Origin of the sequence: Brucella sp. TWI432, assembly GCF_039674445.1 — a bacterium.
GTDB lineage: Bacteria > Pseudomonadota > Alphaproteobacteria > Rhizobiales > Rhizobiaceae > Brucella > Brucella chromiisoli.
Genome location: NZ_JBDJNL010000037.1, coordinates 1 through 13506, shown reverse-complemented (window position 1 = coordinate 13506; position 13506 = coordinate 1). Strand labels below are relative to the sequence as shown.

Sequence of the window (13506 nt, the reverse complement as noted above, 5' to 3'; positions counted from 1 at the left end):
ACTACAGCGCTGGCGACACTGCGATAATTGAGAATGTTGGTACGTTTACGCTCAACAGCGACGGCGCTTACACCTTTACGCCGGACGAAAACTGGAACGGCAGAGTTCCGACCATCACCTATACGATCAGCGATGGGGAAGGTGGCACGGATTTCGCCAATCTCACCATCACGGTTGATCCAGTCGATGACCTGCCGGAGACTGTTGGTACGATTGAGGATCAAGCGAACAATGACGCTGATGCCATCACTTCGCTTGATGTGAGCGGTTTCTTCAAGGATGTTGATGGCGATACGCTTACCTATAGCGCCACGGGGCTGCCTAAGGGACTAACGATTGATCCGAATACGGGCATTATCAGCGGCACCATTGATCCATCCGCAAGCCAGGACGGTGTTGGCGGTGCGCATAGTGTGACGATCACGGTCAGTGATGGCACCAGCACTGTCGATCAAACCTTCACATGGACTGTTTCCAATCCTGCTCCGACCGCCAATGATGATGCTGTAAGCACTGACGAAGATACGCCTGTGAGCGGCAATGTGCTGCTTGATAGCGCAGCAGGCGATGTGGCTGACACTGATCCAGACGGTGATACGCTTGTTGTCACGCAGTTTGTGATCAATGGAACCAACTACAGCGCTGGCGACACTGCGATAATTGAGAATGTTGGTACGTTTACGCTCAACAGCGACGGCGCTTACACCTTTACGCCGGACGAAAACTGGAACGGCAGAGTTCCGATCATCACCTATACGATCAGCGATGGGGAAGGTGGCACGGATACCGCCAATCTCACCATCACGGTTGATCCCGTTAATGACGCTCCAGTGATTGCTGGGGGAGACCAGGACGGCACAGTGATTGAGGCAGGTGTTGTCGATGACAACACACCAGTTCCTGGCAATCCGACCGCGACAGGAAGTTTTGACGCATCCGATGTCGATGGCGATACGCTTAGCTGGAGCGTGCTGGGCACTCCTGATCAAACCTACGGCACCTTCACTATCGATGCTGTAACAGGGGCTTGGTCCTATACGCTCGACAATTCGCTGAGTGCTACTCAGGCTCTGAACGAAGGCGATAAGGTTGAGCTGAGCTTCGACGTTGAGGTGATTGACGGGAAGGGCGGAACCGAAACCCGAACAGTCTTCATTACAATTAACGGCACCAACGATGCACCGGTTGCAAATGCCGACACCGGATCAGTGTCGGAAGCAGGCGTTCAGGACGGTGGTAACGATCCGATAAGTGGAACTGCCACTGCAACCGGCAACGTGTTAACGAATGATACTGACGTTGATGATGGTGAAAAGGCCACACTAGCTGTAAATGAAGTCAAGTTCGGCGATGTTGTTGGAACGGTGGGTTCGAGCATTCAGGGAACCTATGGAACCCTCACGCTGAATAGCGATGGCAGCTACACCTATGAACTTGACAATACCTCGACACAAACTCAATCCCTGAAGCAAGGCGAGCAAGTTACCGAGACCTTCACCTATACTGCGGTCGACGTTAACGGTGCGACAAGCAGTAGCACCTTGACCATCACAGTCACCGGCGCCAATGATCGTCCGGTGATCACGTCCGGAACTGCTGAAGCAAGCGGCGAAGTGACAGAGCAGGGAACAGAAAATCCTGATCAAAGCAATGTAGTCGGCGGAACATTGACAGCGTCTGATGTTGATAAGGATGCGACGTTGACCTGGAGCGTCGTCACGGCCAACGGGAAGTATGGCACAATGGGCATTGATCCTCAGACGGGTGAGTGGACTTATACGCTCGACAATAGCCGGGATGCGACGCAAGCGCTAAATAATGGTGATAAGGGAACAGAAACCTTCACAGCGGTGGTGACCGACGAACACGGAGCTTCTCGTGACCAAGTCATTACAATTACTGTGAATGGTAGCAACGACAACATCATAGGGCGCGGCGATGAAACGATAAATGTCCTTGAGGACGGCCTTGCTGAAGGATCGCTGCAAGATTTCGTATCTGACGTTGATAACGAAATCATTCTGACTGGCTTTTCGGTGGATGCCGATGGGGACGGTATCGCTGAGTCGTATGCCCCAGGCCAAACAGTTGAACTGAAAAACGGCACGGATGTCCTTGGCTCTCTGATCATCGAAAAAGATGGGAGCTATAGCTTTAAACCCGCTCCGAACTACGGCGGAAATGTCCCAACTGTCACTTACACCATGGCAGAAAGCGGCGGTGGCAAGTCCGTTACGCAGACGCTTGACTTCACGATCACCAAGGTTGCCGATGCCCCTGAGCTTGAGGCAAACAAGAACGTCAATACCGACGAAGACACAGCAGTTACGCTTGGCCTGAAGACACCTGTTATCACCGATACAGGCACAGGTACGGATAACAATGATAATCCAGAGCGCCTGGGTGAAATTACTCTGACCATAAGTGGCGCAGGCGCCGATGGCGTAACGCTTTCTACGGGTGCGAAAACGCTTACGCCAGTCGATGGTAAAATCACCATCGTCTTGTCTGATGTATCTCATGTGAATGACGTGCCTGCTGCGGACGATGCTCGAGGGATTTATCATCTGACTTCCGCTGAGTATGCCGCACTTGGGGCAAACCCACGCGCTGAAAGCGGCAATAATTTTACTGTAACCGTTAGCGCGACCAGCTATGAAGTTGATGCCAGCGGCGGCAAGATCGCGGGCGTGGCGGGAGCGTCCAGCACGCAGGTCATCAATGTTGATGTTCAGGCAGTAACCGACGGGGCGGAGCTTGAGAGCGATGTCACGACGCTTACTTTTGCTGAGGACAGCAAAATCGATTTGTCGAGCCATCTCACCGCGGCTTTGACTAGTATCGATGCGAATGCTGGAAACGACACTGACGGTAGTGAACGTTATTCTTATACTGTCAGCGGCTTGCCTGCGGGATCGATCGTAACCATCAATGGATCGAATTACACCGTTGGTGCGAGCGGCTCTGTCACTTCGCCTGAAACCAGCACGTTCGCAACGGCACCGAATATTTCCATCACGCCACCACGAGATTTCAGCGGTGATATTAAAGATGTCGTAATCACGCTTAATACCCGTGACACAGACAGTGATTCAGCAGGTATTCCAGCGACCGTAACGAGCAGTGTGACAATTGATCTGCGGGTTACTCCTGTTGCTGGTGATGTCACTGCGACGGACAGTAAAACAGCGGAAGATACGGCTGTTCACTTCCTTGCAGGTGTAGCTGTCACTGATACGGGTACTGCAGCCGGCTCCGAAGTCATCAACGAAGTCACATTTGAAGTTCCCACCGGTTGGACCGTTGGGACCCCTGATGCATCGGCAGGTTGGAGCTACAATGTTTCTGGCACCACTGCAACGATCACATTTGATGGTTCATTGAGCCAAACTGATCGAGAAGCTATTCTTGATGCCTTCACGATTACGCCGCCAGCGCATAGCAGCCTGGATGCCACGATCAAATTGTCTATCACCAGCACCGATACCAATGGTTCTGATAGCGATACCAAGACAGTTGATCTTGACGTGAAGATCACCGTTACGCCTGTGGCTGAGCGAACCGACAGCGACAGTGATGGAAATGGACAAAACGACGTCACCATGAATGGCGATCACGCCTATTCTGTTGCGGGTCAGGAAGATGCCTGGTTTGCACTTGGTAGCAATTACACAGGTGCATCGAATACCAGTGGCGGCTTCGCAGATCTGCAGACGGCTTGGTCAAATGCAGATCCGGATGAGTTTACTTATGCTGTATTGACTCCGACGCTTTCATCTGACACGTCAACCGATACAGTCATTGGTACTGAATTCCGTTATTCAACAGATGGTGGTGCTACCTGGCAGACGCAGATCTATGTCGGCGAACCAATCTGGGTACCATCAACCTATCTCAACACGCTGCAGGTTAAGCTACCGGCTGATGTTTCGGGTACGCTCACTATTAAAGTGCAAGCGGCAACGGTAGATTATGATGATGATCGCGAGGTATCCACACTTCCACTTGATCCTCCACATGAAAGCGGTGATGGTGTTAATGTAAGTGTCAGCGGTGAAGCTACGCTTTCTTTGATCAAGTTTGAACCTGTTGCCGATGAAGTAACCATGGCGCTCAACGCTCGCGCTACGGGTCTTGAAGATACGGCAATCCCGCTCTCGATCAAAACGACGAGTTCGGATGATTCTGAAACCTTCAACGTCACCATCTCGGGCATTCCTGCTGGAGCCGTAATCACCTACAACGGTGAAAAGCTGACTGTCAGTGGCGGTGCGGTTACGATCGTTGGTTTCAACAATAGCTACCCAATGACCGTCACACCGCCGCTTAACAGCAATGATGATTTCAAATTGACTGTGAGCGCGGTTTCGGTCGACGGAACGTCAACATCTGCGCCTGTTTCCCGCACGATTGATATTGCGGTTACCGGTGTCGCCGATAATGCCTTAATCACACTGCCAAATGTTGCCTATACCACGACAGAGGCAGCACTCGATGCAGGTGCACACAAGGTCCAGCTGTCCAACATCATTACCTCGGTCGCGTCTAGCGACACCGACGGATCGGAAGTCACCACGCTTCGCATCACCGGACTTTCAGAGAATTTCTCGTTAACCGGCGCGACAATGGTCGTCTCGGGCACCGGGACCGACAGGATCTGGATGGTGTCGGCAAGTGACCTTTCAAAAGTATCCATTGTTGTTCCTGAGAATTTTAGTGGGACGGTGAACGTGAAGGTCGCTGGTGTTACAACTGAAAACGATGGCGATTCTCGCACAGGCCCTCTCACCGATGTCAGCTTCACGGTTACTCCGTCGCCGGAGGCACTGATCACATCAACTGCCACCCTTATCGAGGATGAAATCTCCCTGCTCAATCTGGTAATCATTCCGCAAAACGGTGATACAGATGAGAAATTGGGCAGTATTTTCATTCCGGTTGATTACGACGCGAGCAAATTTACGCTCTATGTAGGCGAAGCAGAAATTTCAGCAGCGAACCTTGAAACGAAAGAAATTGAAGGGAAAACCTACTATATTGTCCCGTCCGATCAGATCGATAGTCTGGGCGCGAAGGGTGCCGCCAATCTTGACGGTGACCTTGGCAAGTTGGATTTCCTTTACGAAGTGATTGATCCATCAACTGATGGAACTTTAACTGCCGTGACTGAAGTGAAGAATGGCTCGCTTACAATTGACGCACTGCCAGTAACCGATGCAGTCGATGCATCGATTACGGCGATCACCATGGATTCTGCCACTGGTACAACTTCTGATGAGGTTGCCGGTGACAATGCAGAACCAGACACAGCGACCGTTAGTACCAGCGGCACATTGACTGTAAACCTGCATGTGAATTCGGAAGATACAGATGGAAGCGAGCATCTCGTCCGGGTGGTTATTGAGGGTGTTCCTGATGGTGTCACCGTCAATGGCGCGTCCCAGATTGGTACAGGCTCGTGGCTGCTTATCTATGATGGTGCGGACGCAAAATCGATCGGCACTGGCGGCATCGACCTCCCGGTCGAGTTCATTGTCGGAAAGGGCGTGTCTAACAGCTCATCGACCATCACAATGACTGTGCTTGCGCAGGACGAAGGCCAGAACGCCAATTCGCCTGCCAACATCGAAACTGATTCTGTCAAATGGAATCTCAAGGTAGATCTGAGCGATGGCCAATCTTACCTGGCTCCAGTTATTGACGAATGGAGCTATAATGGTGCGCAGGGGACGGAAGACACTTCGTTTACTCTGGATGGTGTTGTTAATGCTAAGGTCACGGCCAGTGATGCGACTGTAGCTCATAGTTACACTGTCACACTCACTAATCTGGCGCCAGGCACAACCGTAGATGGTATGATCTTTACCACTATCAACGGCGTGCCGACCTGGTCTGCAACCGTCGTTGTGCTTGCAAATGGTGACAGTCAGGCCGCACTTGATGGAATGCTCGCCGGTATCAAAGTCACGCCGCCGCTTAACAGCAATGACAACAATGCGGCGTTCAATTTTGACGCTAAGTTGACGGCTGCAGCAGTGGGTGGCACCAGCACACAAGCAGATACCCACGCCGACATGCCTATTACTCCGGTCACTGACGAGCCGACGGTAACCATCGACGTTCCTGACGTTGCAGAAGGAGAAACCAGTGTTACTGCAACGATTTCGGCTTTCGATGTTGCAGACGGCACTTCAGGAACAATTGTTGACGGCAAGCTTTACGTTCAGGTTTCGACCAACGGAAACGACAATGGCACGCTCACAGACGGTGAAGGCAGAACGCTCACATTGAGCGACATCAGCGGTGTAAATGGCGTGCCGGATGGCAATTATTACGTCGTTGAGATTGGCACTTCGGGTGGCTCAACCGAGCTGACCTATACAGCGCCTGAAGGATCCGTTCTCCAGCCTGGCAATGTAACTTTCTCAGCCTGGGCACAGGCAAAGGAAAGTGGTGCATCAAATACCGCAGCCGCTTCGGCCTCCAGCACTGCTGAAATCGAGATTATTAACAATGGCGTCACAGTGGAAAGCCAGCCAGTCAAAGGCAAGGAGAGCAACACTTCAGAAAAGACCAACGCGATCGAGTTGACTGGTCTCGCTATTGCTCTCAACGACGATGATGGTTCTGAGGCGGTCAAGTCTATTCTGTTGTCGGGCGTGCCAGTGGGCTTCCTGCTTTATGTCGGTTCAAGTGCAGGGGATGCAACTGTTGCTTCCCAGGCTTCAAACGCCGGTGGCGATGGCAGTACGAATACCTGGCTCATTTCTTCTGACGGTACAATGCCTGCCTATGTTGCAATCCTACCAGCCCCACATTGGAGCGGAACGCTTACGGATATTGCACTCGTCGTTGAATCGGGTGAAGATAGCCTGTCTGCGACCCGGGTGGATACTGTGCCACTTAAACCAGTGACAGTTGAAGCGGTGGCTGACGGAATAACTATCGATCCGACCTTGTCATTTGGTAAGGAAGGTCGCATCATCAGCTTGAACCTGAATGCGGCCATGGTTGATGCGGCTGCTGCGGTTGCAGGTGTTAAGGATGCAAGCACCGAGAGCGCAACCTTGAAGCTGACCGGTCTTGGTGCGCATGCAGCCTTCTATATCGGCGGCGAGCTTATCGATGCAGAAAATGGTGCGATATCGATCGCTTATGATCAACTCACCAACGCCTATACGATCACTGGCTTGTCGCAGGACGATCTCGATAAGCTTGGTTTTGTTCAAGCCGCATCTGCGCTTTCTGATCAGGATACATCCACAGCGGGTACGCAGATTCAGGTTGAAGCATGGACCGTTGAAAGTGCAACAGGAGTGGAATCGCAGCATGTGACCGACACGCTTACACTTGCGGTAACACCCACAACAGCCACAACAGGTGACGACACCTTTATTTGGAGTGGGGCCAACATCAACGGCCGAGCCGGTTCCGACACCGTTGCCCTGCGCTTTGGCGAAGATCTCAGTGGGGATGATCTTAAGCAACACCTTAAGAATATCGAGATCATTGATCTGGGAATTCATGGAACAAATGCAATCACAGATCTGACCCCTGATGATGTTAAGGCCATCACTGATGCAAACCATATCCTGACTATCAAAGGCACGTCGGAAGATTCGCTCTCGCTTTCTGGAAACTGGGTACTGCAGTCAGACGGATCTTATACAGGGACGGGTGAAAGTGGAACGACGGTCACTCTAAAGATTGACGGCGTGACGATTGATAGTCACCAGGATTCTGTGGCATCAAGTTCTGACCATTCGAGCCTGTTCTCCTTTGCAATGGCAGAAGACAGTGAAAGCTTCGGTCTGGCGTCGATCGACACACAGACTTCTACAGCACCTGCTGTAGAGCAACAGGCGCTGCTCACAGTAGATGACGTGCTGTTTTCTGATACAGGGCACGATGCGATGTCCGCTATCCTGCCTGAGGAGAACGACGCTAAACCGTTTTCGTCAGACACCGGTAGTGGTGGTTCCGACTTTGTTGACCTCAGCATTCCGATGACGGCACCTTCGCTAGAAGACGAACTTCGCTCGGCCGTTCACTACGAGGTCTGACATTGTGAAAGTCGCTCCAAACCAATCTGGTCGCGCTCCCTTCGGGGTGCGCACCAACCGAGGATGGATCGAATCCGTAATGCGCGTCGCAACGCATTACGGAATGGCTATCTCTGTGGAACGCATTAAACTTGACATGGCTGCGTCCACAGATGAGGACCGGTTGGGTACACTTGCGCGTTCGGTTAGTCTGTCCATCCAAGAGATTGAGGGGGCTTCAGCTCTATCGGCTGTCAGGCTCCCACTGCTTGTCGAGTTCAGTGGCGGCGAAGTCGGCGTCATTGAACGGGAAACCGCCGAAGGGTTCGTGGTAATTCTTGCCGGTGAAAAGGGGCTAATGACCCCCTTCTCGCGCGAGGAATTGGCTAAGCGCCTGCGACGGCTGTTTGTGATGCGCCCATTATCATCGCGTCGCGATAAGAGAATTGATGATTATATCGCTCCATGGCGGCCTGACTGGCTGCGCAGTATTGCCCTTGCTGACTTAAAGCCCTATCGCGCAGTGATGGCGGCTTCCCTGGTAACCAATGTATTGGCACTGGCCGGCACGATTTTTTCGATGCAAGTGTATGACCGGGTCATCCCCGGACAATCGATGAGCACACTCTGGGTTTTGTTCATTGGCGTTATGATGGCGATCCTGTTTGGGATGGGTATGCGGACTGCTCGAAGCCGGATTACAGATATTGCGGGAAAAGCAGCAGACCTGCGGATCTCAGATCGGGTGTTCGGCCACGCACTTCGTATTCGTAATTCCGCACGACCGCGTTCCACAGGAACCTTTATTTCGCAGATTCGCGAGCTTGAACATGTACGCGAAATGCTGACGTCCACCACCGTGGCAGCGATCGCGGATGTTCCATTTTTCCTGCTGTTTTGCGTATTGTTTTTTTACATAGCCGGCTCTTTGGTCTGGATACCTCTTTTGGCGATGGTTCTGCTGGTGGTGCCGGGACTATTGTTACAAAAGCGGCTTCGGCGGCTGGCTGAAACCAACACCCGCGAATCGTCGCTGCGTAGCGCGATGCTGGTTGAAGCCATCCAGGGGCTTGATGATATCAAGTCGATGCAGGCTGAAACGCGGTTCCAGAACCTTTGGAACCATTATAACGAGACCACGTCTGGTTCATCAATGGAGCTGCGCGATCTTGTTAACCGGTTGTCATCATTTGCACAGACAGTTCAAGGTGGAGTTTTTGCGGTTGTCGTCTTCTTCGGTGCACCAATGGTTATGGCCGGTGAATTAAGCACGGGTGTGCTTGTTGCAGCCTCTATGCTTTCTTCAAGGATGCTGGCTCCACTGGCATCGGTAACGCAAATCATCAATCGCTGGCAACAGGCGCAGGTTGCGCGCAAGGCACTTGACGGCCTGATGGCTCTTCCCGTCGATGCCCCTCAGCAAGAGCAGCGAATACATAAGCCTACCATCAGCGGTGCATTTCGCATCAAGGACGCGATATTCGGCCATAACCCGGAAACGCCCGTTCTTAAAATTGATGAGCTTACTATCGCGCCGGGCGAGCGCATCGCCATTCTGGGACGAAACGGTGCAGGTAAATCCACGCTCCTGTCTGGTCTTGCTGGTCTTTTGGAGCCCCTGACAGGGGAGATTAGAGTCGACGACATCGTTATGGGGCTCATTGATCCAACAGACGTCAGGCGTGACATTGGGTTGATGGGGCAGGGCGCTCGACTGTTTCACGGAACACTGCGCGAGAACCTTACGCTTGGCGCGCCTATGGCAACCGACGAGGATGTCCTTGGTATTCTCGAGAAAATGGGGCTGGTGGATTTTATCAATCGGCTCCCTGAAGGTTTGGATCATCTGGTTCAAGAAGGCGGGCTCGGATTATCTGGCGGACAAAAGCAAGGCCTGTTGCTCGCACGGCTCCTGCTTAGGATGCCACGTGTCCTGCTGCTGGATGAGCCAACAGCCTCCTTTGATGAAGTCTCGGAGGCGGCCGTTATTCATGTGCTTGGCCAATTGGGACGCAATGTTTCGGTGATTGTTGCGACACACCGTCCCGCAATCCTGCGTATTGTTGATCGGCTTATCGTGGTCAATAATGGTGTGATTGCAATGGACGGGCCCAAAGATAAGGTTCTCAGCCAGTTACGATCCGGAAAGGCTGCCGCATGAGCCTGCCGCTTAACACCACAGCTGAACGCGTAACCGCGCGCTCGGAAAGTCGATTTGTCTGGCTTGTATTCTTGCTGCTCGCCCTGTTCCTTGCATGGGCCTGGTTTTTTCCGCTTGTTGAAGTCTCAAGCGGCCAAGGAACCGTTGTTCCCAGTTCAAGAGAACAAATTATCCAGTCGCTCGATGGCGGGATTCTGACGCTAATTTCTGTCAAGGAAGGTGATATCGTCGAACGCGGACAGATTCTTGCACAGCTCGATCCTACTCGCACTGCGTCCAATGTTGAGGAGGCGGCTGCGAAGTTTCACGCCTCCATCGCTGCCGCCGCGCGCATGCGCGCCGAGTTGGGCGATCTGGATGAAGTAGTCTTTCCGCAAGAACTGGCTGGCGATGAATTCGCACAGTTGCGTGCCAACGAGCTCGCTCTGTTCAAATCCCGTCGTGAGAGCCTGCATGAATCCCTGTCTGGCTTGACAGAGGGCCTCGAACTTACCCAACAGGAGCTTGCAATAGCGGAAAAGCTTCAGTCCACTGGAGCGACCAGTAGGGTTGAAGTGATCAAACTGCGACGCGAAGCAGCGCAGACGAAGCTCGAAATTTCGCGATTGCGCGCCGATTTGCGGGTAAAGACAGGCGAAGAATTGCAAAAGATAAATGCCGAGGCAGAGGTGCAGGCATCGATCATGCGTGGTCGGGCGGATCAGCTTGATCGTCTGGTGTTCCGAGCACCAATGCGCGGTATTGTGAAAGACATTGCTGTTACCACAATTGGCGGTGTTATTCCGGCTGGAGGACAGCTGATGACACTCGTTCCGATGAATGATCAACTCCTCATTGAAGCGCGTATATCACCGCGTGATATCGCTTTCATTCACCCAGGACAGGACGCTCTGGTTAAGGTCTCGGCCTATGACTATGCCATTTTTGGTGGTCTTGCTGGTGAAGTTGTAACAATATCGCCAAATACTGTGCGCGATGAGGTCAAACAGGATCTGGTGTTTTATCGCGCCTATATTCGAACCCACGAAGACTTTCTGACCAACAAGGCCGGTGCCCGGTTTCCAATCGTTCCAGGCATGATTGCAACCGTCGATATTCGCACCGGCGAGAAGACAGTTTGGCAGTATCTTATCAAGCCGTTTAACCGTGCACAGGAGGCACTCCGTGAACGTTAAAGCTGTATCACCAATCAGTTCCTTACCAACACTACCAATAAACTCTATCTCGAAAATGAGGTCCGATATGATAAAATGGCTAGGTGCGCGCGCCACATTCCTGCAACTCTCCACAGTTGCCCTTGCAATATTTTATCTTTCACCCGCTCAAGCTCGTGATACTCTCAATGAGGTTGATCCTCGCGCGGGCTTTTCCTCGGTATCAAAAGTATATTCCGATATGGACAAGCGTTATGTTCGTATCGGCATGCCGCGCGACCTCGCGCAAGTTCGTCGCATTTCGGTCGGTCAGTCACAGGAGGCGCTACAGGCGGTATTAGGGCGCGCTGCTCATCGCAACAGCGATGGATCACTGGAATTTAATCTTTCGCTGCCGCTTGTCGGTCGTGACCGTTTAATTTGTCAATATCGCGTTTATTTTGACGGCACAGGTAAGGTATCGCACGCAGCATGGCGGCGTCCACAATGCGCTGATTTGGTCGCAGGAAAAAGAAACTGAAGTCCAAATGATGCCTTTTCAAGCTCCCCTGAAAAAAATCCGTCAAGCGGCAATGTTCATTACTAGCGGTATCCTGCTTTCAGGATGCGTTGGTTTACCTGCAGCCGATGGCACGGAAGCGATTATTATCGAGAAGGCATCTGTCATGCCGGCTTTGACGCCTGTCAAAGGTGCAAAGATAGATGCAGTCGCTCGCAATGGGCTTCTCATCAATCCATCTGTGCGCGAAGCCGCAAGCGTGATTTCCGCAAGTGCGGATCAGGTAAGAGTACAACGGGCCGCACTTTTCCCAGGTCTTTCTGTTGCTGCTGGAGCTGGCGTCGGTTCTGGAAGCACTGGAAAACCTGGTGTGGACCTCACTGGTTCGCAGCTACTGTTTGATGGCGGTAACTCCAAGCGTGCCGTAAAGTTGGCTGATTTTGATCTTCAGATCAATTACATTGCATTCCAGAAAACGGTAGACGATTCGCTTCTGGAAATTTTAAAAATTTATGCCGACGTGCAGATGAAGAGCGAGTTGCTCGACGTCTACAAAAGCCAGCTCAAAGCTCTTACCGAGCTAGACAAACTCGTTGCAGAACGCGCTACAAACGGGGCTGTTTCATCAAGCGACCACCTAGAAACTCGCAAGCGAGTGCAATCGGCTGCATTTCTTGCAAATGATACCCAACTCGAACTCGGCGAGGCAAGGGACCGTCTGACATTATTGACAGGCACGCCGCAAGGCGGACGGGTCGTTATATCTACCCAGTCTTGTAAGGGACGAGGCGAAACCGACGATATGCGTATGATCCGTCTGTCACAGGCTCGTGCCCAAGTCGCCCTGGAAAAGGCTGAAAAGGAAGTCACTCCACGTATTGCACTGCAGCCTGTTGTCGGTGGAGAACTCGGCGTGAACAAACTACCGCTGGGGCTAAACGTTGATGTCCGGTCTGATTTTTTGCAGGGCGGTGCGCTTACAGCAAGAGCAAATGTCGCGCGAAACAATTTAGCTGGAACTGAAGCCAAGCTCGCATTTGTGCAACTGCAAGACAATTTGAAAGAGACTGCGCTCGCGCGTAGTCTTGCGGCTGGTGAGATGAAATCGACAATGCTCAAAAAGCAGATCGAATTGCTTAAAAAGACGAGAGTGCTTTATCGAGAGCAATACTTTGACATGGGTACACGCCAACTTTCTGATTTGCTTGATAATGAAGAAGAGTATTATGGTCGGCAGGCTGAGCTTGCGAAGCTCCGCACCGAAATGAGTTTAACCCAAGTGCAATGCGCCATCCGAAATCGTAGCTTGCGCGAAGAACTTAAGATCAACGGCAACAGTATTCACGGTTATCCCTTGTCATCAGAATTGATTTAGGAAACAGATACCTAGATTGAACCCGTGGCAGTTGATTGCCGCTGAGAACTGACGGAATGGACGCTCCCTCCCAACGGCATCGCAATGTGCCATAGTGATGTTTGCAGCAACGTCACTCAGACGAGAGAGCCTCCATGAAGGAAGTTAGCATTGTCGGCCTCGATTGTGATTAAGCATGGAATAAGGACCCCATTTAAGGGGTTATCGGCATCCAAACGGGACCCCTTATTTAAAGGGTAACATGACCTTCGATTTCAATCGGAGGTTTTCTATTG

The 13506-nt window shown here is 52.0% G+C and carries 5 protein-coding genes; all 5 read left to right on the top strand.

All coding sequences use genetic code 11. From position 1 onward, the window contains the following. The coding region (locus ABE527_RS21010; RefSeq protein ID WP_499698214.1) for a cadherin-like domain-containing protein at positions 1-8063 on the top strand (8063 nt) is incomplete at its 5' end. A gap of 4 nt (positions 8064-8067) precedes the next feature. Then, a complete protein-coding gene (locus ABE527_RS21005) occupies positions 8068-10203 on the top strand; it encodes a type I secretion system permease/ATPase (RefSeq protein ID WP_499698213.1) in 2136 nt (711 codons plus the stop codon). Then, complete coding sequence (locus tag ABE527_RS21000; RefSeq protein WP_499695579.1) at positions 10200-11378, top strand: beta-barrel domain-containing protein; 1179 nt, start codon at positions 10200-10202, stop codon at positions 11376-11378. The genes ABE527_RS21005 and ABE527_RS21000 overlap by 4 nt, the downstream gene beginning before the upstream one ends. Continuing rightward, the gene (locus tag ABE527_RS20995; protein WP_499695580.1) at positions 11368-11877 is read left to right on the top strand and encodes a hypothetical protein; all 510 of its coding nucleotides are present in this window, start codon (positions 11368-11370) and stop codon (positions 11875-11877) included. The genes ABE527_RS21000 and ABE527_RS20995 overlap by 11 nt, the downstream gene beginning before the upstream one ends. Continuing rightward, positions 11798-13231, top strand: a complete 1434-nt coding sequence (locus tag ABE527_RS20990) for a TolC family protein (RefSeq protein ID WP_499695581.1) — start codon at positions 11798-11800, stop codon at positions 13229-13231. Before ABE527_RS20995 ends, ABE527_RS20990 begins: the two co-directional genes overlap by 80 nt. The last annotated feature ends 275 nt before the right edge of the window (positions 13232-13506 follow it).